The following is a 24,911-nucleotide window of genomic DNA, read 5'->3' on the forward strand; positions in this document are numbered from 1 at the left end:
CGGCGATCGGATGACCTGCGGCTCAGCGTATTCGTGGCATCCGGCTGCCGGCTCGCCCTACGGCAACTGATCGGACTCGGGCGACCCACCCTTGCGTGGCGGCAGAACGGCGATCCCGACCGCGATGACGGCGACGAGGGCGGGCAGCTGCACCCACAGCGAACCACCCATATAACCGGTGGGGGAGCGCCACGGTCCCGTCGACAGCGCGGCCGCCGAAATGGTCGTGCCCACGCCGGCGACGACGACCAGCGCGGTGCGCGGGATGCGCGGCACGAAGCGGATCAGGGCGAGGCCGGCCGCGGTGAGGGCGGTGCCGACCGGGCCGGAGATGATCGTGGTGGCGGCGGCGAGTCCGACGGCGGGGACCCAGCGGGTACGCCAGGTGCGCGGGGCCGGGCTGTCGGGCAGCGGGCGGCCGCGGCGTGGAATGGCGAGGGCGGCAAGGGGGATCAACAGCAGCAGCCCGCCGAAAATGGCCAGGCGATACCAGCGGTCGACGGGGAATGCGACGGTGATCGGGCCTTGCGTGCCTTCGGGCAGCAGCCAGCCCTGTTTCCAGCCATCGACCACGACGGGGTCCAGTTCACGACCGTCGGCGGTTTCGGCGGTCCAGCCGACGTTGGTGCTGAGCGGAAGGACCAACAGTCGCGGCCCGCCGGCGACCGGCGGATCCGGCACCGGGTCGACCGCGGGATCGTCCAGCCGCAATCGGTCGACGAAGAACAGCTCGGTCGGGGCGGCGATCACGTCGACGCGGCCGGGGAACAGGTCGACGGCCGGGCTCGGCGCCGAGTCCGGTGCACCTGAGGCGTCGTCGGAATCGGCAGCTGCCGCACCCGGATCGGTCTGGGCCGCATCGATTCCGCAGACCCGCGCGGAAACCGGTGCGCCCGACAGTAGTTCGGCAGCGGTCGCGGTGACCGAGGTCTGGAAGACCACGCCACCCAATGCCACGGTCGGCCCGTCCGCGCAGCCGACCGTGATCAACCGGTCCGGGTCGGCGGGCGCCGGATAGTCCGGCCCGAGTACCGACACCTCGGCCAGGCCGGGCGGCTGGGTCTGGGCGAAGCCGAGCGCGGTGCGGTCGAGGACCGAATCCCAGCTCTGCACGGTGAGCTCGATGCGGTCGGTGACGGTGGGGTGCAGCGAGATCCGGGTGGTTTCGTCGTCGAGTTCGCGCACCTGCGGTCCATTGCCGAGGTTCACGGCGACGGAGGTCGGCGCGGCGGGCAGCCCGCCCAGCGAGGAGGTGATGTCGAGGCCGGTCACCAGCGCCGGTTCCGGCAGCTCGATGGTCAGGGTGGGCCTGGCGCCGAGCAGGTTTCGCACCGAGTCCTCGGGTGCGGTCCAGCTGGTGCGCGGGTCGCCGTCGGTGGCGGCGAACGCCGAACCGCGCAGGTCGCCCACGTCGGACTTGCCGCGCGCGATCGGGCGGCGCGGATCGGTGAGCAGGGCTTCGAGCGCCGGTCCCTGCCGGGTCCGCACGGTCAGCTCGGGCGTGACGGTCACTCCGTCGGGCACCGACAGCGTCCGCTGGAAGGCGCCGAGTTCTTCCGGCGCGAGTGCCAGGCCCTTCCCGCAGCGCACTCGATCGGGCGCGTCGAAACAGGCGCTGCGGCCGGGGAATTCCTGGCCGAGATCCCAGCCGGCGACGGTCGCCGCCTCGGGTGCGGGTGGGAGCACCGTGCGGTGCTGGATGTCGACGCGCACCGGGGCGTCGCGGACCGAATAGTCGTCGAGGGTGAGTTCGCTGATGCCGAACTGGCCGCCCGCCGTGCCATCCCTGGTGCGGATGGCGGTGATGGTCATCCAGCTGGTCGTCCCGGCAGGCAGCGAAATCGACACCTGCGCACCGGGTTCGGAGATACGCGCGGACACGCTGCCGTTGTCGGTGCGCACCTCCACCCACTTCACCGGATCGCCGATGGCGGCCGCGCTGGTCGTCAACCGCAAGAGTCCGGCACGGATGGGCTGGTCGAGATCGAGCCGGAGCCATTGGCCCACCGCGCGTTCGGCGCCATTGCTGACCCAGCCGGTGGCGGGATCGCCGTCGACGGCGGCCGCGGTGGAGCTACCCGGCGCGGAACCGCCGATCTGGGTGGCGTCGGCGGCGGAACTGGACGCGGTGACGGTCGCACCGGACCATTCGCCGCGCACCGGTTCCGCGCCGGGAACCGGATAGTCGGGCACCAGATTGTGGGTGCGGCGCGCGTCGTCGGGTGCGCGCAGCGCCGAATTATGGTTGTCGACCTTGCCGAAATCGGTTTCGCGCGCCATCGGGGTATCGGTGATGGTCACCGGCCCCATGGGCAGTCCGGCGCGTTCCCGGTCGGCCGCGAGCAGCCGGGGTTCGGCGCCGGCACCGGGATCGCGATTGAGCCGCTCCAGCACTTCCGGCCCGCCCTGCACCGTGGGCACGGTGCTCAGCGGGACGGTGTAGGCGCCGGGCAGCTCGTCCGGTGCGCCGGTGCCACTGCGCAGCTCGGCCGGGGTTCCCGGCGTCGGTATGTCGACCCGGTAGATCTCGACGGCCGGGTACGCCGGGCGCAGATCGCCGTCGGCGACCAGCCCATCGGCGATGACGCCGGTGACGATCGGATCGCCGAACTCGGCCACCTTGCGCAGCCCCGGCGAATGGTCGAGCGCCTGATGGGCGAGCATGGGCCGGGTCGACCGCGAGGTGTCCGGGTCCAGGTCGTTGCGCAGCACCACCACGCCGATTCCCTGCCCGGCCAGCGTCGCGGCCAGCCCGGCCGACGGGCGCCCGTCGGCGATCAGCCGCTGCACCGAATCCATCGCGCGGATGGTGCCGGGCGGATTCAGCGGCACCGCGTCGCGTACCGCCCACGGCGTCCGCGCGAGCGCCTGCAGCGGTTCGTCGCGGGTCAGGCCCCACACCTGGCTGCCGAACGGCGCACCGGGCACCACCAGCGCACGCGTGTCGGCGGCATTGTCGTTCAACCACTGCGCGGTCTGGCGCCAGTACTCGGGGACCTCGTCGTAGGCGCCGCGCGGGGCCAGCTTGCCGGTCCAGGCCAGCGAGGTGGACAGCGCGAGGGCGGTCAGGATCAACGCCGTCACCGCGACTTTCCGGTCCCGTTCGGGATGGGCGAACGCGCTGCGCCAGACCGGCATCGGTACCGAGGCGGGCAGCGGCACGCGGGCGATCAGATGCGCGAGACCCAGTACCAGCGGGATGCGGATGAGCGGTTCGAGCTTGTGCACATTGCGCAGCGGGGCGCCGGTCGAATCCAGGAATACGCGCACCGATTCGGCGAAGGGACCGCCGAGTTCGCCGACGTATCCGGCGCTGATGCCGACCAGTCCGACGCACAGGATCAACGTCAGCCGGCCGCGTCCCGGCATCGACCGCATGGCGAGTCCGGCCATGCCCGCCGCCGCGATCAGGCCGGTGGCCAGCACCGCGGCGGGTTGGGTGACCAGCACCGCGCCCGCGATGCGTTCGGGCGAGACGAACGGCGTCCAGCTGTCGGTGCCGCGCAACACCTCACCGAGCGAGGCCCACTGGGTGGTGACGCCGGAGGATTCGATGTAGTCGAGGAACGGTGGGCTCACCCGGCCGAGTAGCAGCAGCGGCACCGCCCACCAGAACGTGGCGAGCACAAGCAGCGGAATCCATGCCGCGGTGAACCGCCACCAGCGGCGATTCGGCCGATACGACGCCCACCACAGCAGCGCGGGCAGGAAGGCGGCGACGGTCGCCACCGCGTTCACCGCGCCCATCAGCGCCAAGGCCAGCGCACTGCCCGCGGGTGAGCGCGCGCCACCGCGCCGTCGCTGATAGGCCGTGCCGAGCGCGGCCGGAGCCAGCAGTACCCACGGCGCAAGCACCATCGGCAAGGTCTCCGAGGAGATCGACCCGAGCGTGGTGAGCACCCGCGGTGACAGTGTGAACGCCAGCGCGGCGATCACGCGCGAGCCGCGACTGCCGATGCCGAGCGTTTCGGCCAGCTTGACGATTCCCCAGAAGCCGGCGAGCAACAGCAGCGCCCACCAGATCCGCTGGGTCACCCAGGCGGGCAGCCCGAGCAGATCGCCGAGGGAGAAGAAACTGCCGTGCGGGAAGAAGTATCCGTAGGCCTGGTTCTGCACCTGCCCCATCGGGGCCTGGCTGCTCCACATGTGCGAGGCGCGGTCCAGGAAGCCGAGCGGGTTCTCGGCCAGGTCGTATTTGGTGTCGGCGACGGTGAGTCCGGGCGCCTGGAGGAAGGTCAGCAGGAAGGCGGCGACGACTGTGCCCGCGAACCAGCGCCTCCCCAGCGGGGCGGTCTCCGCGGGTGCCCTTGCCGCGTCGCGGGCGCCCGTGGCCGGCCGGTCGGCCGCCGGTGGGCGCACGGGGGTTCTGGTGTCGTCGGGCATCACGTTCGTATCAGTCGGCGTCGCGGGCATGGGAGCGAGCACACGCGAGGGTAGCCGCGCCCTGCGCCGGGCCCACGCAGCCGAGCCTGTTCAGGCGGGGGATCGCGGCGTAGCGGCGATCCGGACGACGCGGTGGCGCGGAGCGAATCGCGGACAGGGCTCGACGGTGGTCGATCGAGGTGCGAATGCGGCGCCGCGTGGACGGCAGGCGGCGATGAGGTGGAAGGTTCGCGCGGGTGTTCGTGCCGCGGTGCTGCGCGAGATCGGCGGGCACCGCAGCTAGCGGATCGCTCGCGCCGGGCGCGAGCGATCCGTGGAAAACCGGGTGTGGATCAGCGGCTGCCGTATTCGACGTTGTTCAACAGCGAGGAGTCGGCGTCGCCGCTGCGGTCGATCTCCGGGCGGGTGTTCTGCTGCACTGCCGCCGTGATGATGAACACCGCGATCGCACCCAGGACGGCGCCGGCGACCGCACTAGCGGCACCAGGTACAGCAAACTTCATCGGGGCACTCCAATACTTCGCGGAAGGCAGGTATTCCCGGCCAACCTAGCAGGACTTCGGGGATTCGCGTACGCGCAGGTCTGCTATAGCGAAAAGATATTTCCGGATCGGCTGGTGACGGGGGTCAATCAGGCAGCGCGCAATTGAGACTGTCGAGCAGGGTACGCAGTTTGGCGGTCGTCTCGTCCAGTTCGACGCGCGGCTCCGAGGCCGCGACGATCCCGCCGCCGGCGAAGGCGCGCAGCGACAGTCCATCGGCCGCGATCTCGGCGCAGCGGATCGCCACCACCCAGTCGCCGTCACCGTCCGCGTCGCACCAGCCTGCGGCCCCGCCGTAGAACCCGCGATCTCCTTCGAGCTCGATGATCGCCTCCAGGGCCTGCGGTGTGGGCGTGCCGCAGACGGCGGGCGTCGGATGCAGCAGCAGCGCCAGTTCGAGGGCAGTGGGCGCGGGGTCGCGCAGGGTGCCGGTGATCGGGGTGCCGAGATGCCAGACCTGCTGGGTCTGCACCAATTCCGGGCCGTCCGGGATGGTGAGCGAGCTGCACAGCGGGCGCAGTTTCTCCGCGATCCAGTCGATGACGAAGGCGTGCTCGTCGCGATTCTTGGTGCTGGCAAGCAGTTCACCGGCCTGCACGGCGTCGGCGTCCGGATCGGCCAGGCGCGGCAGGGTGCCCGCGAGCGGGTGCAGCGTGACGGTCGTGCCGTGCCGCGAGACCAGCACCTCCGGTGTCGCGCCGACCAGCGTCTCGCCCGGGCGTCCGGCCGGCGTCAGATCCACCGCGTAGACGTGTGCGCGCGGATGTCGTGTGAGCAACTGCGCGGCCACCACCTGCGCGTCCAGCGGTTCGTCGGCGGCCGCGAGCACCGAACGCGCCGCGACCACTTTGCGCAACGGCTGCCGGGTATCGCCGAGCTGTTCGACCAGTTTCGCCACCCGCGCCAGGTGCTCGCCGGTGCTCGGCAACTCACTGATGACGCTCACCGGCGGCAGCTCGGGAACCGCGGCCGGGCGCCACGGGCCCGCGGTGTGTTCCACCCGTCCCGGCACGCTCAACGCCGCCGGTTCCCGCGGGTCGAAGGGCAGGGCCCCCACCACCATCGCGGCCGTTCGGTCGCGCAGCGCGGTGACTGCCCGCTGTGCGTCGTCGAAGGTGGCGCGCGTGTCGTGCGCCCGGACCACTCCGTCCGGGGTTGCCAGCAAGAACCCGTCCATAGCCCGACGGTAGCCCCGGATTTCCCCGAGTTGGTGAGCTACGTCCGCCGGGGCGACGTAGATCTCATCGCGCGCAGGCGCAACCAGCAACCGTGCCCGGCTCGACGGTTCATTTCTCCGGCGGGACCAGGAAGACCGGCCGATGGCAATGCTTGAGCACCGCGTCGGCCACGCTGCTGTGCAGCAGCGCGCGGATCCCGGTGGCGCCGCGGGTGCCCGCGACGATGATGTCGACGTTCAGTTCGTCGGCGCATTCGACGATGGCGTTCCAGATCGTCGAGGTGCATTCGGCGGTTCTGGCCTCGGCGTTGAGCCCGGCCAATGCGGCCAGGCGGACGCCCTCGCGGTTGGTTTCGCGGGCCGACACGTAGGCGACGTCCTCGATCTCCTCGTCGGGAACCCATTCCGGTTGCATCACCCCGGACAGCCCGGAGATGCGGGCGGCTTGGCGCACCATGGGCTCCCATGCGGTGAGCACGACGGCGCGGTCGGCGGTGAGGAATCGTCCGGCGTATTCGATGGCCCGTTTGGCGTGCTCGGATCCGTCATAGGCGATGAGCATCAGATCGCAGGACACGGCGACCTCCCGGTGGTCTCCTGGCTACGTCCTCAGGTTACTCCCGGAGCGGGCCGGTGAGCCGCTCCCGCGCGGGCGCGCGGCTACCCCGGCACGCCGAACGGATTACCGCCGACCCGGGCGCGCGGATTACCGTCGATACATGCGCAAGACGCCTCTCGTCCTGTTCGCGGTACTGGCTGCCATCGCCACCGGTTGTTCCGGCGGCGACGCCGGAAACTCGGCCACCACGCGTCCGGTCGCCACCGAAGCGACCCCCGCGGCGACGCCGGGTGCCACCACGACCCGCGAGCGCGACTGCTCGGCCGACTATCTGGCGAAGTTCACCCCGCGCCAGAAGCTGGCCCAGCTGCTCACCGTCGGCGTGAACAGCACCGCCGACGCGCTGGCCGTGGTGCGTGATCACCAGGTCGGCGGCATCTTCATCGGCGGCTGGACCGATCAGTCGCTGCTGGCCGACGGCCAGGTGGAGCAGGTGAAGGCGGCGGCGAACGTGCCGCTGATGGTCACCATCGACGAAGAGGGCGGGCGGGTATCGCGGGTCAGCGACCTGATCGGCCCCGCACCCTCGGCGCGGCAGACCGCCGAGACGATGACCACCGAGGAGTTCTACACCGCCACCCTGGAACGGGGTAAGGCGCTCAAAGACCTCGGCGTGACGGTGAATTTCGCGCCCGACGTCGACGTCAGCAGCCAGCCGGACAACTCCGTGATCGGCGACCGGTCCTTCTCCGATGATCCGATGGTCGTCACCGAGTACGCCGGCGCCTACATCCGCGCGATGCGCGAGGTCGGGGTCGGCACGGTCATGAAGCATTTCCCCGGGCACGGCGCCGGTTCCGGCGATTCGCATCTCGGCGCGGTACGCACCCCACCGCTGGATCAGTTGCAGAACCGCGATCTGGTGCCCTTCCGCGACCTGGTGGGTTCGGGCGCGGGTGTGATGGTCGGCCATCTGGACGTGCCCGGGCTGACGGCGCCGAACGTGCCCGCCAGCATCAGCCCGGCGGCGATGGAACTGCTGCGCAAGGGCACCGGTTACGGCGCGGCCCCCTTCGACGGCCCGATCTTCACCGATGATCTCGGCGGCATGGCGGCCATCACCGACCGCATGAGCATCCCGGAGGCGGTGGAGGCCTCGCTGGTGGCCGGTGCCGACAACGCGCTGTGGATCACCACCGATGCTGTTCCGCAGGTGCTCGACCGGCTCGAGCAGGCCGTGTGGAGCGGGCGGCTGCCCATCGCGCAGGTGGATGCGTCGGTATTGCGGATGGCGTGGTTCAAGGGTGCGCCACTGCACTGCTGAGAGCCGCGCTGGGCACAACCCATTCTGAGCGACTGCCGGGCAAATCTGTCCAACAAGAACTTACCTTGGAGTAATATAGGGTGTTCACCCTGTAGTAGGAGAGCGGATGGCGGGCGGAACGAAGCGACTTCCTCGGGCGGTTCGTGAGCAACAAATGCTCGACGCCGCCGTCGAGGTGTTCTCGCGTAAGGGTTTCCACGAGACCTCGATGGACGCCATCGCCGCCGAGGCCAAGATCTCCAAGCCGATGCTCTACCTCTACTACGGTTCCAAGGACGAACTGTTCCGCGCCTGCATCCAGCGCGAGGGCCTGCGCCTGATCGAATCCGTGGCACCGGCCGGGAATCCGCTGCTGTCCCCGCACGAACAGCTGCGCACCGCGCTGGAAGGCTTCCTCGGTTTCGTCGACCACAACCGGCATTCCTGGCAGGTGCTCTACCGCCAGGCCATCGGCCAGCAAGCCTTCGCCTCCGAAATCGAGAACGCCCGTGAGCGCGTCATCGAACTGACCGCCAAACTGCTCGAATCCAGCGCCAAGCACGCCGAACCCGGCACCGATTTCGACGTCGTCGCGGCGGCCGTGATCGGTGCGGGCGAGGCCATCGCCGACCGCGTCGCCACCGGGCGGATCGAAGTCTCCAAGGCCGTCGACCTGCTCGACGATCTGGCGTGGAGTGGTCTGGCTGGCCGCAAGAAGGCCGAATAACCCCGGTTTCGGGGAGCATCGGTTCGGCAGGGGATCCGCCCGCACTGACGTCTCGGTCGCATGCACTTCGGCGGGTGCGGTGTCAGTGCGAGCGGGTCGTGACTGCCGGCCCGAGCGACCACCGTGCGTACCGGCGCAGCGTCGGGTGCGTGAAGTCGATTTCTGTTCGCCACGGCGACGTTGGGGTGAGGGCCGGCGGAGTTGCCGCCCGGCGCGGCAGGTGCGAGAGTTCGATGCGTTCTACGGGGCCGGGGATGTCGGCAAGACTTGCGGAGGGGACAGTTGTTCGGGTTGCTGAAGCCGTGCGCGCACAGCGCGGCGAAGTACGGGGTGGATCCGGGGCAGTGGCAGGCGCATATGTGTGGACTGTGTCTCGGCCTGCGCGACGGGCACGGGCAACTGGCCCGCAGCGCTACCAATACCGACGCGATCGTGTTGAGCATGCTCACCGAGGCACAGCTCGAAGGGCGGGCGGAGCGGACCACCGCCGGTCCGTGCGCGCTGCGCGGTATGCGACGCGCACAGGTCGCGACGGCCGATTCGAAGGGGATCATGCTGGCCTCGACGGCGTCACTGCTGTTGGGGGCGGCCGAGATTCGCGACCATGTCGATGACGGTGACAGCCCCGCGCTGACCCGCCGCCCGATGGCGAAGATGTCGAGCCGCTGGGCCGACGCCGCCCGACGCCAGGCCCGGCTGATCGGGTTCGATGTGGAACCGCTCGTGGCGGCACTCGATTCGCAATCCGATCGTGAACGCCGCGCCCACCTGCTCTCCCTCGACGAGCTGACCGAGCCGAGCCGGATGTGCGCAGCGGAATTCTTCGCCCATTCGGCGGTGCTCGCCGACCGGCCGGACAATATCGCGGCACTGCGCGAGGCGGGCGGCCACTTCGGCCGGATCGCCCATCTCGCGGACGCCATCGAGGATTTCGACGCCGATCGCGAACGCGGGAGATTCAACCCGCTCGCTGCCACCGGCACCGGCATGCCGCAAGCGTATGAGTTGCTGCATCAATCGGATTCGCGGCTGCGCGCGGCGCTGGCGTCCACCGACCTCGCCGACGAGCCCGCCGTCCGGTGGATGCTGCTCGATCCGCTACGGGCACTGGTGCGCCGCATCGGAGGCGGGGTAGGTGTGTTGGCCGCACACGCCTGCTCGGTGCCGCGGCAAGAGTCCGAGCCGCGCCCCGGGGCGCGGGCGCAGCGCACCCGCCATCGCCCGCCGACCCGCCGCCCGGGCATCGGTGAGGCGCTCACCATCGTGCTCGGCGTCTACTGCACCGGCTACGCATGCTGTGCCGACCACACCAGCCCGTGCAGCGGGGAACAGAAAGAAGCCTGGTGGAAGAACAACCTCGGCAACTGCTGTGACGGCGCCGAATGCTGCTCGAACTGCGGCAGCTGCTGCGGTGGGGGCGAAGGCGGGGGCGGCTGTTGCGATGGGTGCTGCTGCGACGGATGCGGTTGCGACTGCTGAATCGCAGCGCACGCATGGAAAGAGCCGCGCACCCCGAAAGATGCGCGGCTCCCATCGAGTCCATCCGATTCAGCGCAAGGTGGCCGTCAGATGCGGATACCCCTTCTTCGGGTGCCGCAGCGCCAGATCCCAGCCGCCGTCGGCCTGATCGGCGTACAGGTTCACCGTCGACGGCAGGAAGATCGGCTTACCGAACTTCACCGAGTAGGTGACCTGCTCCGGAATCCGGCCCTCGATCGAGCCGAGAACCGTTGCCGCCGACCACATGCCGTGCGCGATCGGCTTCGGGAACCCGAACGCCTTGGCGCCGAGAGCGGAGGTGTGGATCGGGTTGTGGTCGCCGGAGGCAGCCGCGTACCGCGTGATCGTCGGCTGATCCACCCGCAGGGTGCGCAGCGGGGGCGGCGGCACCTCGTCGGGTTTGGGTTCGGGCTTGGGCCCACCCGAGAGCGAGGTGCGCTGCTGGTGCAGGAAGGTGGTGACCTGACGCCACACCAGCTCGCGGCCCACCCGGATCTCGCTGATCGCGTCGACCAGCAGACCCTTCGGGTGCTCGCGCAGATTCTCGATATGGGCGGTGATGTCGAGCGGTTCGCTGACCGAGATCTCGCGGGTGCGTTCGATGACGTTCTCCGCGTGCACCGCACCCACCGCGACGAACGGGAAGTCGCGCTGCACCACCAGCTGCATCACCACCGGGAAGGTGAGGATGAACGGGTAGGTCAGCGGCAGCGAATCACCGAACCGCAGGCCCGTCGCCCGGCAGTAGGCCGCCAGGTGATCGGGATCGACCCGCACGCCGTCGAGCTTGATCTCGCGGTCGGGCAGCGTCGGTTTACGCGCCGAGACCAGCGGCAGCGGTACCGAGCCGAGCGCGGCTTTCAGGTACAGCTTGCCGTTCTTCGGCGGCTCGGTGAGAGTGATGGTCTCGGTCATCATGCTCCGATCAGGCTCTGACCGCAGACGCGAACCACGTTGCCGTTCACCGCGTTCGACGCCGGGCTGGCGAAGAAGGCGATGGTCTCGGCCACGTCCACGGTCTGGCCGCCCTGCAGCAGCGAGCTCATCAGCCGGCCGGCTTCGCGGGTGGCCAGCGGGATGGCGGCGGTCATCGCGGTCTCGATGAAACCGGGTGCGACGGCGTTGATGGTGATGCCCTTCTCGGCCAGCTTCGGCGCCTCGGCGTTCACCATGCCGATGACACCGGCCTTGGACGCGCCGTAGTTGGTCTGGCCGCGGTTACCGGCGATACCGGCGATGGAGGACACGTCGATGACGCGGCCACCGGCCCGCAGCGCGCCGGAGGACACCAGGCCCTCGGTGATGCGATGCGGCGCGGCCAGATTGACGTTGATGACCGAGTTCCAGCGGCCCTCGTCCATGTTGGCCAGCAGCTTGTCGCGGGTGATGCCGGCGTTGTGCACGATGATGTCGATGCCGCCGAAGCGTTCGGTGGCGAATTCGGCCAGCTTCTGCGCGGCGTCGGGGGCGGTGACGTCGAGCGCGAGCGCGGTGCCGCCGACCTTGTTCGCCGTCTCCGACAGCGCCTCACCGGCGGCCGGGATGTCGGCGACGATCACCTGGGCGCCGTCGCGGGCGAAGACCTCGGCGATGGTGGCGCCGATGCCGCGGGCGGCGCCGGTGACCACGGCGACCTTGCCCTCGAGCGGGCGGTCCCAGCTGGCGGGGGCGACGGCGTCGTCCTTGCCGACCCGGATCACCTGGCCGTCGACGAACGCCGACTTGGCCGAGAGCAGGAACCGCAGCGTGGATTCCAGGCCGGTGGCGGCGGCGGAGGCCTCCGGGTGCAGGTACACCAGCTGGGCGGTGGCGCCGCGCAGCAGTTCCTTGGCGACGCTGCGGGTGAAGCCCTCGAGCGCGCGCTGGGCGATCTGCTCGTCGACACTGGAAGCCAGTTCCGGCGTGGTGCCGATGACGACGACGCGGCCGGAGGCGGCGATGCTGCGCATGGCCGGCTGGAAGAACTCGAACAGCTGCGAGAGGTCCTCGATGGTGCCGATGCCGGTGGCGTCGAAGACCAGTGCGCCGTACTTGGTGCCCTGGCTGGGGGCGTCGGCGAAGGTGTAGTCGGTGAGCAGGGCACGGATCGGTTCGGCGACCCGGCCCTTACCGCCCAGCAGCACCGGGCCCGGCAGTGCGGGCTCACCCTTGACGTAGCGCCGCAGGGTTTCCGGCTGCGGCAGGCCCAGCTTGCTCGCCAGGAAGGCGCCGGGGGCGGAATGGACGAACGATCCGTAGAGGTTGGGTGCACCCTTGCTCTTGGCTGCCACGATTCCCACCTTTTCTGTGCTCGATGTCTTGGATGTCGGTGCGTCCCCCTGTTTGCGCTCGCAACACTCCATAGGCTGCCTGACCAGCGGCGCAGGCATCGCCCGTGAGGTGCGCGAGCGCACAATTGCGGGGTGCGGTATCGACAACAAACTTACTCCAGAGTAAGTTTAATGTAAACCGATTGCGACCGGGCGCCGAACCGTGTGGAGGGGTTCCGCACCAGCGTCCGGGGCGCGGCGGAAGATCCCGACGAGACCTTGGAGACTCGAGTGACTAGCAAAGCCCGTTCGACGAAGAGCACGGCCACCACCACCAAGCAGCCGCGTCCGGTCGCGATCGTTGGCGGTAACCGGATCCCGTTCGCTCGTTCCGACAAGGCGTACGCCCACGCCTCCAACCAGGACATGTTCACCGCCGCCCTGGACGGCCTGGTCAGCCGCTTCGGCCTGCAGGGCGAGCGCCTCGGCATGGTCGTCGGCGGCGCGGTGCTCAAGCGGGTCGGCGAGCACGGCATGATCCGCGAGAGCGTGCTCGGCAGCAAGCTCAGCCCCTACACCCCCGCGCACGACCTGCAGCTGGCCTGTGGCACCGGCCTGCAGGCCATCGTCACCGTGGGTGACGCCATCGCGGCGGGCCGCATCGACGCCGGCGTCGGCGGCGGCACCGACACCACCTCCGATGCGCCGATCGGCGTCAGCGAGGGGATGCGCGAATGGATGCTCGACGCCAACCGCGCCAAGACCAACAAGGACCGCCTGAAGCTGGTCGGCCAGCTGCGCCCGAGCATGCTCGGCATCGAGATCCCGCGCAACGCCGAACCGCGCACCGGCCTGTCGATGGGTGAGCACGCCGCCATCACCGCCAAGGAATTCGGCATCGCCCGCGAGGCCCAGGACGAGCTGGCCTACCTGTCGCACAAGAACATGGCCGCCGCCTACGATCGCGGCTTCTTCGACGATCTGATCACCCCGTTCCTCGGGCTGACCCGCGATGACAACCTGCGCCCCAACTCCTCGATCGAGAAGCTGGCCACCCTGAAGCCGGTCTTCGGCGTCAAGGCCGGTGACGCGACGATGACCGCGGGTAACTCCACCCCGCTCACCGACGGTGCCTCCGCGGTGCTGCTGTCCAGCGACGAATGGGCCGCCGAGCGCAACCTGCCGGTGCTCGCGCACCTGGTGGATTCCGAGGTCGCCGCCGTCGATTACATCCACGGCCCGGACGGGCTGCTGATGGCGCCCACCTACGCGGTGCCGCGCATGCTCGCCCGCAACGGCCTGACCCTGCAGGATTTCGATTACTACGAGATCCACGAGGCCTTCGCCTCGGTCGTGCTGGCCACCCTGCAGGCCTGGGAGTCCGACCAGTACTGCAAGGAGCGCCTCGGCCTGGACGGCGCGCTCGGCTCGATCGACCGCAGCAAGCTCAACGTCAACGGTTCCTCGCTGGCCGCGGGCCACCCGTTCGCCGCCACCGGCGGCCGCATCGTGGCCTCCACCGCGAAGATGCTGGCCGAGAAGGGTTCCGGCCGCGCGCTCATCTCCATCTGCGCCGCGGGTGGGCAGGGCGTCGTCGCGATCCTGGAGCGCTGATCCGCTCCGCGTTCGCGCGAATCCCGATGTGCAGGGTGGCATCCGGCGGCTGGCCGGGTGCCACCCTTTCAGTTGTGGGTAAAGTGCGGATCGCCGGCCATCCTCCGCTCCTCCCACCCGCTAGTGCTTCTTACGAGGCGCGCGGCTTCTTACGAGGCGCGTGCCGCGCGGATTTCGAGGCTGCCCGCGGAATTCAGCGCGTGCGCCGGTGGCGCAGGTAGGCGACGCGCGGGCTCAGCGCCCGCGACTCCACCAGTTCCAGCTCGAGCGCCTCGGCGCGCGGCGGGAAGTACGGCGTGCCCGCGCCGACGATGATCGGGTAGACGAACTGGCGGTACTCGTCGATCAAGTCCTCGGCAATGGCGGCCGCGGCGAGCGTGGCCCCGCCGATCTCCACCACGCCGTCGCCTGGTCGATCCCGCAGCCGCCCGACCTCGGTGGCAAGGTCGTCGGTGGCCAGGCGCGCATTGCCCTGCACTGATTCCAGGGTCGTCGAGAACACCACCTTCGGGATCGGCCGCCAGATCCGGGCGAACTCCAATTCCGCCTCGTCGGTCATGGTCTCCTCGGCGGTCTCCCACACCAGCATCGTCTCGTACAACTTGCGCCCACACACGATCCCGGCGAGGTCGCGGGTCTGCTCGATGTGGAAGCGGAAGACTTCCGGCTCCGGGGCGGTCCAGCTGATGTCGTCGCCGGGGCCGGCAATGAAACCGTCCAGCGAAACGCTCATCGAGTACGTGACGGGAAGCACCGGTACCTCCTCGGTGACGGGGCCGTGGACTCGGGCGGAACGCCCTCATCATTCCCGGTCGACCCGGCCCGGAACGCCGGAACGGCCGACACGGACGGGAAGCCGAAGTCGGTCCCTGTGGGGCGGTGGCAGTTCGGTCCGCTACCGGCTCGCTGCTATCCGGCCTCGTTTGCGGGTCAGGCGTCGCATTCGCTATAGAACCACCTGACGTTACCGTTCTGTGATCTTTTCCATTGCTTCGCATCGAAACTCGAGCGGGGTTTGCCGCGACTCGCTGCCGATAGTCGCGCGATTACCAGGCGATCTCCGCTCGATTCCGCCGATTCCGCGGACGTGAGCCTTGGCGCGTGGCAGGGTTGATTTTGCCGGTCAGGGTGTGTTTACCTGCTCGTAACCTGCTGGGCTGTCGGGGCCGGGTGGAGATCGATCGGTGTTTCGGCATCCGAGCCGGTCTGTTCGGAATGTGGCTATCCGCGGGAAATGTGCTGTCACACCGCGCATTTCTTGAATTCGAGGTCAAGAAATCGAGCGTGCGGAGAGGAAGGCTGAACGGCTGATGCGCATCGGAATAGTGCTACGCGCGGCAGTGGTGCTGCTCGCTGCCGCAGTCGGAATGGGCCTGGCCGCGACGCCGGCCGCGGCCGATGATCTGGACCGCTATCTGGACCTGCCGCTGGTGAACCGCAATGCCGAAGCGGGACCGGGCGGAGTGCATCCGGACCTGCCCTACGACGCGGCCCAACTGCGCGGCCTGCTCGACCAGGCCCGCGGCGCGGGCGTCGCCCCCACCCGCTACGCCGCCCTGCTCTACCAATACTGGCTGGTCGACGCCACCAACAAGGCCGGAATCGAGCTGCGAGCGTGGAATCCGCGGGCCGGCGTCGAGGCCAACCGGCAGAACCTGATCAGGTCGTACCGCTATTACGAAGATTTGCAACTGGCCCACCGGGAACTGCAGTGGGCGGGCATGGGTGGCCAAGTCGGCGCCGATTTCGGTGGCGGCCTCATCGATTTCGAGCTGATGAGCAACATCTATTCGCTGCCCGGCCTGTCGGAGTCGGCGCGCGGGGTGATCGGCGCGGTCGAACAGACCGCGGGACCGCAGGCCGTCGCGATGCTGCCGCGCGGGCTGGCCGCACTGGCCGAAGCGGGACCGCAGATCACGCCGGCGGATCTGCACTACATCATCGGGATGATCCTGGTGATGCAGAAGAACATCTTCTCCGATCTGATGCCCATGCACGACGCATACGTCACCGGAGGGCTGCCCGCGCTGGAGGAATTCCAGGCCGCCGGGCTCTTCGGCGCCGACATCATGAACGCCTGGCGCGATATCGCTTCCGGCGATCGCGACCGGATCGCCGCGGGCAATGCCACCCTGTTGCGCCGCGAACAAGATTGGGCGATCGGCGGGCAGTGGGATGCGGTCCGGGCCTATAAGGGCGCGGTCGGTGAGGCCATCACCTACGTCAGCGGCGCGGCCGGGTCGCCGTCGGTGGCCGGCGTGGCTCCGCCGCGTGAATTCAAGCCGGTGCGTATTCCGTTCACGATGGCCGACGGCAGGCCCGCGCTGCTGACGATGCCGCTGCCGGAGTGGAACTGGTCGGTGCTCGATGCCCGCTGGGAATACATCACGACCGAGCTGCTGCCGAAATACAAGTGGCAGGTCGAAAACAACTGGCCCGCACTGGAAGCGGTTATGCGCACGCCGTACGAAATGCAAATGGAATCGCATCGCCCGCTGTTGAACATCCCGCAGCTGCTGGATTCGGCGGTGCGGCAGATGAAGGTGACGCCGGTGGGCGCGGAAATGGCGGTGAACTGACCATGAAGGCAGCACGATTCATGCGCTCGGAGCGGCGCCGGCCAAGCGGTGGTACTCGATCATCGCTGCGCCGCCCGCTGACCGCGCTGTCGGCGGCCGCGCTGACCCTGTTCGCCGGTGCTGGAATCGCCTTCGCGCAGCCCGAACCCGCACCGCCCGAACCCTTCGTGCCGCCGCGCACGCCTGGCCTCGGCGAGGTGTTCAACGGCTATGTGGTCGGCACGCTCCAGGGTGCCACCCTCGCCGCACCGGGCGAAGCCTTCCAGGCGCTGCTCGCCAACGACCCCTTCTATCAGGAACCTCCGCTCACCGGTGACGAGAAGCCCGGCACGGTCCTGAAATCCAAGAAGGTCGACGTCATGTTCTCCGGCGTGAAACCGGCGAACCTCGACGCCTACAAGTTGATGTACGTGACCACCGGCGTCGACGGCGTCACGCCCGTGATCAGTACCGGCATCCTGATGATCCCGGTCGACGGTAAGCCGAACGACCAGCGCAAGCTGATCTCGTATCAGGAAGCCAACGACAGCGTCGGCTGGTCCTGCCACCCGAGCACCCAGTGGACCGGCGGCGATCCGCTCGACGGCGCCTCCTGGTCGGCGCTCGGCCCGCTGGCCATGCTGTTCGGCAAGGGCTACGCGGTCATGATCTCCGACGTCGGCAATGACGCCGACCGCAAACCGCACGGCGTGTTCGCCGGCAAGTTCGCCGCCCACGCCCAGCTCGACGGTGCCCGCGCGGCCTTGAACTTCCGCGAAGCGGGCCTGGACCCGAAGGCTCAGGTGGGTCTGTTCGGTATCGCGGGCGGCGGCGTCGGCGCGGGTTTCTCCGCCGAACTCCAGCCCACCTACGCGCCGGACCTGGACGTGAAAGCCACCGTTCTGGAAGGGATGGTGGTGAAGCCGCGCAACTTCATGCGCGTGGCCGACGGTTCGGTCGGTTCCGGCTTCGCCTTCGCGACCCTGCTCGGACTCGAACCGTGGTACCCCGAGATGAAGATCGACGAAAAGCTCAACCCCGCGGGCAAAGCCATCGCCGATTTCTTCCGCACCCAATGCCAGACCCCGGCCTACTTCGGCATGCCGTTCGTGCCACTGAAGATGCTGTTCACCTCCGGCCTCAATCCCGCCGACGAGCCCGCTTTCCAGCGCGCCTACGACGACAACATCCTCGGGCAGGCGGGCGCGCCGGAGTCGAAGGTGCTCATCACCTCCTGCGCCGCCGACGATTCGTTCATGTCCCTGGTGCCGGCCGCGGATTCGCGCGAACTGGCCGACATCTACCGCTCCAAGGGAACCGATGTCACCTACGCGCCCTCCAATTGCAGCATGATCCGCATGATCACCGACCTCTACGGTTGGGGCACCGATCTTTTCGGTATGCAGACCATTGATTGGCTGGACGCGCAGTTCGATTGATGTGCGGGCGGCACAACCTTCGCGGGCAGTAGGGTCGCGATCTGCGTGAGGCTGTGTGGTGCCGGCCCCGTCCATCAGGCTGGGTCGAGCCGGCATTCGATATCGGTCGTCGGTAGTGAGCCGTCCAGAAGGAAGGCGTCGACGGCCTCGGCCACGCAGGTACTCGGGAGCCCGAGCACGCCGTGCCAACGCACATCACGCAGCGTGACCAGTCGCGATCCACTCATCAGGCGGCGCATGGACATCGCGCCCGAATACGGGGTGCGGATATCGCCGTCGGCATGCAACAGCAGCACCGGCACGGAATGCCGGATCCGGGTGGGCGGTTCGAGCGGCGTGGGCCAGAACGCACACGGTGCGATGTTGTTGAACAGCGGACCGAAGATCGGCTGCGCGGTCCGGCTGCGTTCGATATTGCGCCAATACCACTCGGGATCGCGCGGTGCGGCGACGTCGCCGCATTTGACGGCCATATGCGCCTCGAACATCCTGCCCCCGCCGACCCAGCCACGCACGTTCTCCCATAGTGGAATCGGTGCTACCGCGGCCCCATCGGCGACGGCTCGGAGCTGATGCAGGAGCTCGGCCAGCTGAGCGGCATACGGCCCGAACGACAGCGCGAGGTTCAACGTCGTGAGCAAGATGTCGTCGTCGACCGTCAACCCGGCGATTTCGGTCGGTCGCTGCGCCACTCGCGTGATGAGGTCGCCAACGGTGGCCAGCACGGTCGCGGCACTGTCCCCGAGCTGGAACTGTTGCTGCTCGGCGGCTACCTTCTCCGCCCAGTCCGCCAGTGCGGCCTCATTGGCGCCCCCCGAATCCTGGAACGTGCCGAGCCAGTACCGTTCCGGGTCGACCACGCTGTCCAGCACGATCCGGTCGCTGTGTTCCGGAAACATCTGGGTGAACACGGCACCGAGGTAGCTGCCGTAAGAAGGCCCGTAATAGCTGATCGTGGACTCACCGAGGACCGCGGCGATCATCCGCATATCCCGCGCGGTGTCGCGGGTATTGATGTGCGGCAGCGCACCGCCCTCCGCCCCGAGGCACAGCGCCGCCAACTGCGCGGCCCGCCGGACATCGCGATCGAAGGCCGCACGATCCGCACCCGGCTGCCCATCGCCGCCCGGCACCCGCCCCGGCGGCCATCCACAGTCGACCGGCGTGGACTGCCCGACTCCGCGCGGATCGAATCCGATGAGGTCGTAGGACGCGCGCACCTCGGCCGACAGCCCGTTCCCGACCGCATTGCCCGGGTCGAGTCCCGGCGCGCCCGGACCACCACTGTTGGTCAGCAGCACACCGCGCCGCCGCGCCGGGTCGGTCGCGGGCACGCGCGAGATGGCGAGGCCGATCGTCCGGCCGCCGGGCACGCCGTAATCGAGCGGCACCCTGATCTGCGCGCATTCGCCGCGCACGGCGGCCAGATCGGGGTCCGAACACTCATGCCACTCCACATGCTGTCGTTCGAATCGCTCCAACCCCGATTCCGCGGTAGCGATGCCGGCACCGGATCCGAGCGTCGGACCGATGATCATGGCAGCCGTGACGGTAATGCAGAACTGTCGAAACCGACTGCCTCGCATATGAACCCCCTCCAGGCCAGCAGGATATCGCGGCCGAACTGGGCGCGACAACGCTTGTTCGCCGTCGCGCCCTCAGCGGCTCATCAGTCGAACGGTGAGGATTTCTCGGCAAGCGGACGAATCCGGCCTCGACCCTCTGCCGTGTCTCAGGTGATCCACACAAGCGACGGGCACAAGGGGGTGCAGACGCGGGCCCGGTGATCGAGCCACATTTCTCGCGCCGCGGCGGTGGATTTCTGCGATCCTGAATTCGTCGCAGTCCTATTCCGAGGTGTTCGTATGCTCAAGGCGCTCTTCGTGACCACGGCGATCTATCTCGCGGGCATCGGCCTGGCGTTGATATTCGTGCCCGCGCAGTTCGGCGTCGGCGCGGTCCCTGACGATCCGTCGCCGGAACTGATCGCCCTGCTTCGCCTGCTCGGTGGGCCGCTGCTGGGGATCGCGGTGTTGAACTGGAGCTCGCGTAATGCGGAGCCGGCGGCGGTGCAGGCCAGTGTGGTGCCGGCCAATATCGTCGGATTCGGCGCCGTCGCCGCCAACGATGTCTGGGGTGTGTTCAGCGGCGATGCCCGCGACCTCGCCGCGGTGTTCCTCGTCGTGCACCTCGGCTTCACGCTGGGCTTCGTGTACGCGTGGGTGCGCGGCCGAAAGGCGTGAGGCCGCGCGTCAGGCCCGCGGGTGTTCGGCGTACCAGCGGTCGATCAACGCCGGAAGTTCTTTGCCCATCCACACGAAGAACTCGTGCATTTCGCGGACCCGGGAGGCCTGCTCGCCGTCGGGGTCCGCGAACAGGGCAAGGCCGCGGGAGGTCATCGCGGTCAGATCGTCGTACTGGGTGCTCTGCTGGCGGGTGAGCTCGGGGAGCACGCCCGCGCGCAGAATGTAGTAGTCCTTGCGGTCGCCGGGTTTGGAGATCTTGTCGACCCAGCGCATCGTGGTCAGGTTCTTCAGGGCGTTGGATATGGAGCCCTTGGACGCCTGCAAGGCCTCCGCGATCTGGGCGAAGGTCTGCTCGGGCGGCGAGCAGACCATCAGCCAGCCCATGGCGCGGCCGGTCATGCGGACCAGGCCCATGCGTTCGAGCACGAGCGCGAAATCCTCGACGAAGGCCAACTGCTCCGGGGTCGGGGCCGCTGGGTCGCGTTCCGAACTGGTCATCGGTCGAGTATCCCTTCCGGCGGGAGAAACGGGAAAACGGGGCGGGCCGGCTCGGCCCGCCCCTGACGTGTTGTTCACACCGCCAGATCCCGGCGATCGAAGCACACCAGCGCCGCGATCAACGCGAGGCAGCCGCCCACCGCCAGCACCGCGAGATGCCCGGCGTTCCAGCCATTGACCAGCGGGGAATCGCCGTTGGCGTAGTAGAACGGGGAAAGCTTGCGCAGCCAGTCGTCGCCGAGGTTGTTGGCCAGGTAACCGGCGACGGCGAGCAGCGCCGCCACCCCGAGTGCCAGCGAACGCTTACCGGTCGCCGCGCCGACCAGCAGCGCGACGGACCCGGCGAACAGGGCGAGCAGCCCGAGCCCGGCACTGGCCGCGACGATATTTCCGGTCTCCACCTCGAGGTTGCCGGAGTTCGCGCCGGCGATCACGCTCACCGTCAGCACCGCCGTGACGACCGCGACCTGCACCGCGAGTGCGGCGAAACGCTGCGTCAACAGTCCGGTCCGGCTGATCGGCTGGGCCAGCAGTAGATCCAGGCTGCCGTTCTCCTCCTGGGTGGCCGTTCTGGTGGCGATGGTGACCGCGAAGATCAGCATCAGCAGCAAACCCATCAGCGAGTACACCGTGGAGTTGAGAAACCCGGTGCCGCTGGCGAAATCGCTCAAACCCATCGCGTCGTACATGCTGTTCTGCTGGATATCCAGCGAGCCCTGCTCTTTCAGCGATTGGTAGGACGGCAGGTAGATCATCGGGACGATGGCCAGGCCGATCGACCAGCCGATCAGGCCGCGCCGCTGTTCTTTCAAGGTCTGGGTGAAAACGGTGCTCGACATGGCGAATGCTCCTGTGCGGAAAGGAAATATGGGCTCAGCGGCCGTAGCGGCTGAAGAAGATCTGCTCCAGGTCCGGTTCGTTGGACAGCACACTGACCAGCTGATATTTGGCGGCGACCTTGAACAGCGAATCCACCTCGCCTTCGGTGGTGCAGCGCAGCGTGCTGCCCTCGATGTCGAGATCGCGCACACCGGGCAGCCGGGCGAAATCGTCGGGGAAGATCTCCTCGCCGAATATCAGCTCGACCGCGCGTGGCGAACGCCTGCGCAGATCCTCGACATTCTCGGTGCCGAGCAGTTTCCCGGCCCGCATGATGACGGCGCGGTCGGCGGTCTGCTGCACCTCGGTGAGGATGTGTGAGGACATGAACACCGTCTGGCCATTGTTCTTCGCCTCGGTCACCAGGTCCAGGAAGCGCTGTTGCAGTAGTGGATCGAGCCCGGAGGTGGGTTCGTCCAGGATCAGCAGGGCGGGATTGTGCATGAAGGCGGCGATGATGCCCACCTTCTGCTTGTTGCCCTTCGACATCGAGCCGACCTTCTTGGACAGATCGAGGTCGAGCAGCTCGGCCAGTTCCACGATGCGCCGCCGGGCGACGTCGCCGCGCCGGTCGGCGAGAAAGGTCAGCAGTTCGCGCGCCGAATGGTGGCCCTCGATCGCCAATTCGCCGGGCAGATAACCGATTCGGTGGCGCAGTTCGGCTCCGCCGGCGCGGGGGTCCATGCCGAGAACTTCCGCCCGGCCCGACGTCGGCCGGATCAGGTCGAGCAGGATCCGGATGGTGGTGGACTTGCCCGCCCCATTGGGGCCGAGAAATCCGAACACCTCACCCTCGAACACCTCGAGGTGCAGGTCGGTGAGCGCGACATGCTTGCCGTAGTGCTTGGTGAGGCCCTCGGTGCGAATGGCGGCGGTGGTCATGATGCTCCTTGCAGAGGATTCCGGTGGCCGGTGGGGACTCGCGTGTTCCGTAAATACTGATGTGTTCAGTAAAGACTGAACACAAAGAACATGTCAAGCGTTCTGCGGGGAACTTCGTAATCGCGCGGGCTAGGTTTGCCTATGACCTGGGGTTATGTGTCACCGGCGGGCCGGCGCACCGACAAGGGAGCCGGCGAGTTCAGGCCGCCGCGACCGTTCAGGCGTTGACCGGCGCGGGTTCCTGGGCCGACGTCGCCGGCCCCAGCGTGCTGCGCAAGTTCGCGATCACGGTCCGACCGAGGGCGTTGTTGCCGACGCCGCCGATCACCGCGCCGATACCGGCCGGGATCACCTTGCCGAACATCAGCGCACCGCGTTTCACCACGAACTGGACCAGGAAGCGCTTCATGTACGAATCGTCCATGCGGTTCAGCACCGGGATCCGGTCGCCGAGCACATCGACCCACTTGCCGGCGGCATGGCCCGCCGTTTGTCCCAAAGCCTTCGTCCCGGCCTGGCCGAGGACCACGGCCGAGACGAGATGGTCGTCGAGGACTTCCTCCGGCGTCATCCCGTGCACCGCTGCAGCCCCGGTGGCCAGCACGCTCGAGGCCTCCAGGAAAACCAGCGTGTCGGCGCCGGTCGCGAACAACGCCACCACCGTGCCCACGCCTGGCACTGCCGCACTCAACCCCACACCGACACCGCTGGCGGTCACCGCGATCAAGTACTGCCGCTCCAGGCGCCGCACGATCTCGTCGGGTGATTCCTCCGGATGCCGGTCCCGCAGCCACGCCGCATACTTCGTCACCACCGGCGCCTGTGCGTGCGCGGCGCGATCCAGCGCCGACACCACACCCTTGTCCAGGAATTCCCGCAGCATAGATCCAGCCTCCTAGCCTCCCGCCGCAGCACGACGGTCGTTCGGTACCTAGAGTCGACACCTCGACAGCGCCGATCCGCACGCGCAACAGCCGATGATCCTGATCACCCGGTCCGCCGGTCGCGCCGAATATATCCCGCTTACCCGAAGCGCAATCGTTGACGCGCACGTCAAGAAGAGACTGCGGCGTCCTATTCCTGCGGCAGCTCGTTGTGGCCGCCGAAGGCCTTGCGCATGGCGGAGAGCATCTTGTCGGCGTAGTGGGATTCGCCGCGCGAGGAGAAGCGCTGGAACAGCGCGGCGGAAAGGACGGGAACCGGGACGCCGATGTCGATGGCGGCGTCGATGGTCCAGCGACCCTCGCCGGAATCGGAGACGCGGCCGCCGAAGGAGTCGAGGTTCGGGTCGGCGTGCAGGGCGGCGGCGGTCAGATCCAGCAACCAGGAGGCCACCACCGAACCGCGCCGCCACACCTCGGTCACCTCGGGAATGTCGATCTTGTAGCGGTAGTACTCGGGATGGTCGAGCGGGGTCTCCTCGGCCGAATGCGCGCCGCCGTCGTACTCGGCGCCGTAATCGGCCTTGTGCAGGATGTTGAGACCCTCGGCGTAGGCGGCCATGGCGCCGTACTCGATGCCGTTGTGCACCATCTTCACGAAATGCCCCGCGCCGGCCGGTCCGCAGTGCAGATACCCCTGTTCGGCGGGGGAGGGCTCCCCGGTGCGACCGGGGGTGCGCGGCGCCGCGTCCACGCCGGGCGCGATCGAACGCAGGAGCGGGTCGAGGTACTTCACCTGGTCGGCCTCGCCGCCGATCGTCAGGCAGAAACCGCGGGCGCGGCCGAAAACGCCACCGGAGGTGCCGATATCGACGTAGTGGATGCCCTTGGGGGCCAGTCGCTCGGCCCGTTCGATGTCCTCGTGGTAGCGGCTGTTGCCGCCGTCGATGATGATGTCGCCGGGCTCCAGCAGTTCGGCGACCTGGTCGATGACCGCGCCGGTCGCGCCGGCCGGGATCATCACCCACACCACACGGGGCGTCTCCAGCCTGCCGACGAACTCGGCCAGATCGGTGGTTCCGGAGAACGAGGCGCCGAGTTCGGCGCTGAGTTCGTCGATATGCGGAGCGTGGCGTTCATAGCCGACGGCGGTGTGCCCGTCGGCGACGATCCGGCGCACGATGTTGGCGCCCATCCGGCCGAGGCCGATCATTCCCAGCTGCATGCCATCATCTCCTCGCTCGTCGTCACCCCTGGTCGCGCACGATTGTCCCGCGCCGGAGGAAATTGATGTGGCAGGCGGGTGTAACGCGGCGAATGCGGCACCGATAGACAGATCGGCTCCGTGTAGTTGCCAGACCCCCGACCCGGCAACTGCACGGAGCCTTTTGGTGTGCGAACTGCGTCTTTGCCGATCGTTTGCTGGGTCGCGGTCCAGTGTGATCTGTGCGGCACTGACGTGGTCGGTGCCGAC

Annotated in this window: 20 protein-coding genes; 7 read left to right on the forward strand and 13 right to left on the reverse strand. The window is 68.5% G+C overall.

Going from position 1 to position 24,911, the window contains the following annotated elements; all coding sequences use genetic code 11:
- Positions 1–57: 57 nt before the first annotated feature.
- From AC5W7N_RS05900 to AC5W7N_RS05915, 4 genes are all read right to left on the reverse strand, one after another.
- Positions 58–4,383, reverse strand: a complete 4,326-nt coding sequence (locus AC5W7N_RS05900; RefSeq protein WP_195020256.1) for an alpha-(1->3)-arabinofuranosyltransferase — start codon at positions 4,381–4,383, stop codon at positions 58–60.
- Positions 4,384–4,715: 332 nt separating this feature from the next.
- A complete protein-coding gene (locus AC5W7N_RS05905; protein ID WP_081597515.1) occupies positions 4,716–4,886 on the reverse strand; it encodes a DUF2613 domain-containing protein in 171 nt (56 codons plus the stop codon).
- 124 nt (positions 4,887–5,010) lie between these two features.
- Positions 5,011–6,102, reverse strand: coding sequence for an isochorismate synthase (locus AC5W7N_RS05910; RefSeq protein WP_163814494.1), 1,092 nt, complete (start codon positions 6,100–6,102; stop codon positions 5,011–5,013).
- A gap of 109 nt (positions 6,103–6,211) precedes the next feature.
- A complete protein-coding gene (locus AC5W7N_RS05915) occupies positions 6,212–6,679 on the reverse strand; it encodes a universal stress protein (protein WP_163814495.1) in 468 nt (155 codons plus the stop codon).
- Positions 6,680–6,821: 142 nt separating this feature from the next.
- Between AC5W7N_RS05915 and AC5W7N_RS05920 the strand changes: the two genes are divergently transcribed.
- From AC5W7N_RS05920 to AC5W7N_RS05930, 3 genes are all read left to right on the forward strand, one after another.
- The gene (locus tag AC5W7N_RS05920; protein WP_195020255.1) at positions 6,822–7,985 is read left to right on the forward strand and encodes a glycoside hydrolase family 3 N-terminal domain-containing protein; all 1,164 of its coding nucleotides are present in this window, start codon (positions 6,822–6,824) and stop codon (positions 7,983–7,985) included.
- A gap of 106 nt (positions 7,986–8,091) precedes the next feature.
- Positions 8,092–8,691 carry a TetR/AcrR family transcriptional regulator gene (locus AC5W7N_RS05925; RefSeq protein ID WP_036541284.1) on the forward strand — a complete coding sequence of 200 codons (600 nt, stop codon included), beginning with the start codon at positions 8,092–8,094 and terminating at the stop codon, positions 8,689–8,691.
- 282 nt (positions 8,692–8,973) lie between these two features.
- On the forward strand, positions 8,974–10,170 hold the full coding sequence (locus AC5W7N_RS05930) for a DUF5685 family protein (protein ID WP_195020254.1): 1,197 nt from the start codon (positions 8,974–8,976) through the stop codon (positions 10,168–10,170).
- 69 nt (positions 10,171–10,239) lie between these two features.
- On the opposite strand, the gene AC5W7N_RS05935 is transcribed toward AC5W7N_RS05930, so the two are convergent.
- Both AC5W7N_RS05935 and AC5W7N_RS05940 read right to left on the reverse strand, forming a co-directional pair.
- The gene (locus tag AC5W7N_RS05935) at positions 10,240–11,109 is read right to left on the reverse strand and encodes a MaoC family dehydratase (RefSeq protein ID WP_138451261.1); all 870 of its coding nucleotides are present in this window, start codon (positions 11,107–11,109) and stop codon (positions 10,240–10,242) included.
- The gene (locus AC5W7N_RS05940) at positions 11,106–12,461 is read right to left on the reverse strand and encodes a 3-oxoacyl-ACP reductase (protein WP_194991195.1); all 1,356 of its coding nucleotides are present in this window, start codon (positions 12,459–12,461) and stop codon (positions 11,106–11,108) included. Before AC5W7N_RS05940 ends, AC5W7N_RS05935 begins: the two co-directional genes overlap by 4 nt.
- A gap of 270 nt (positions 12,462–12,731) precedes the next feature.
- Here AC5W7N_RS05940 and AC5W7N_RS05945 point away from each other — a divergent pair, with 270 nt between their 5' ends.
- Positions 12,732–14,054 carry an acetyl-CoA C-acetyltransferase gene (locus tag AC5W7N_RS05945; protein WP_163814499.1) on the forward strand — a complete coding sequence of 441 codons (1,323 nt, stop codon included), beginning with the start codon at positions 12,732–12,734 and terminating at the stop codon, positions 14,052–14,054.
- A 193-nt stretch (positions 14,055–14,247) separates the two neighbouring features.
- Here AC5W7N_RS05945 and AC5W7N_RS05950 read toward each other — a convergent pair whose 3' ends face one another.
- The gene (locus AC5W7N_RS05950) at positions 14,248–14,808 is read right to left on the reverse strand and encodes a dihydrofolate reductase family protein (RefSeq protein ID WP_194991612.1); all 561 of its coding nucleotides are present in this window, start codon (positions 14,806–14,808) and stop codon (positions 14,248–14,250) included.
- Between the two features lie 556 nt (positions 14,809–15,364).
- Here AC5W7N_RS05950 and AC5W7N_RS05955 point away from each other — a divergent pair.
- Together AC5W7N_RS05955 and AC5W7N_RS05960 are read left to right on the forward strand one after the other, a co-directional pair.
- Complete coding sequence (locus tag AC5W7N_RS05955) at positions 15,365–16,633, forward strand: hypothetical protein (protein ID WP_495923375.1); 1,269 nt, start codon at positions 15,365–15,367, stop codon at positions 16,631–16,633.
- On the forward strand, positions 16,630–18,051 hold the full coding sequence (locus AC5W7N_RS05960) for a lipase family protein (RefSeq protein ID WP_375139405.1): 1,422 nt from the start codon (positions 16,630–16,632) through the stop codon (positions 18,049–18,051). Before AC5W7N_RS05955 ends, AC5W7N_RS05960 begins: the two co-directional genes overlap by 4 nt.
- A 74-nt stretch (positions 18,052–18,125) precedes the next feature.
- On the opposite strand, the gene AC5W7N_RS05965 is transcribed toward AC5W7N_RS05960, so the two are convergent.
- Positions 18,126–19,589 (reverse strand): alpha/beta hydrolase, encoded by a 1,464-nt coding sequence (locus AC5W7N_RS05965; protein ID WP_495923376.1) that lies wholly within the window; start codon positions 19,587–19,589, stop codon positions 18,126–18,128.
- Between the two features lie 276 nt (positions 19,590–19,865).
- Between AC5W7N_RS05965 and AC5W7N_RS05970 the strand changes: the two genes are divergently transcribed.
- Entirely contained in the window at positions 19,866–20,294 is a 429-nt protein-coding gene (locus tag AC5W7N_RS05970) for a hypothetical protein (protein ID WP_495923377.1), read from the forward strand.
- A 9-nt stretch (positions 20,295–20,303) separates the two neighbouring features.
- On the opposite strand, the gene AC5W7N_RS05975 is transcribed toward AC5W7N_RS05970, so the two are convergent.
- From AC5W7N_RS05975 to gnd, 5 genes are all read right to left on the reverse strand, one after another.
- Positions 20,304–20,795 carry a GbsR/MarR family transcriptional regulator gene (locus AC5W7N_RS05975; protein WP_163814504.1) on the reverse strand — a complete coding sequence of 164 codons (492 nt, stop codon included), beginning with the start codon at positions 20,793–20,795 and terminating at the stop codon, positions 20,304–20,306.
- 74 nt (positions 20,796–20,869) lie between these two features.
- Positions 20,870–21,634: a DUF2705 family protein gene (locus AC5W7N_RS05980; protein ID WP_495923378.1), complete on the reverse strand. Its 765-nt coding sequence runs from the start codon at positions 21,632–21,634 to the stop codon at positions 20,870–20,872.
- Between the two features lie 34 nt (positions 21,635–21,668).
- Positions 21,669–22,556 carry an ABC transporter ATP-binding protein gene (locus AC5W7N_RS05985; RefSeq protein ID WP_495923379.1) on the reverse strand — a complete coding sequence of 296 codons (888 nt, stop codon included), beginning with the start codon at positions 22,554–22,556 and terminating at the stop codon, positions 21,669–21,671.
- Positions 22,557–22,773: 217 nt separating this feature from the next.
- Entirely contained in the window at positions 22,774–23,439 is a 666-nt protein-coding gene (locus AC5W7N_RS05990) for a hypothetical protein (protein ID WP_163814507.1), read from the reverse strand.
- Between the two features lie 191 nt (positions 23,440–23,630).
- On the reverse strand, positions 23,631–24,662 hold the full coding sequence (gnd, locus tag AC5W7N_RS05995) for a phosphogluconate dehydrogenase (NAD(+)-dependent, decarboxylating) (RefSeq protein WP_495923380.1): 1,032 nt from the start codon (positions 24,660–24,662) through the stop codon (positions 23,631–23,633).
- Between the last annotated feature and the right edge of the window lie 249 nt (positions 24,663–24,911).

Source organism: Nocardia sp. CDC519 (assembly GCF_059509835.1).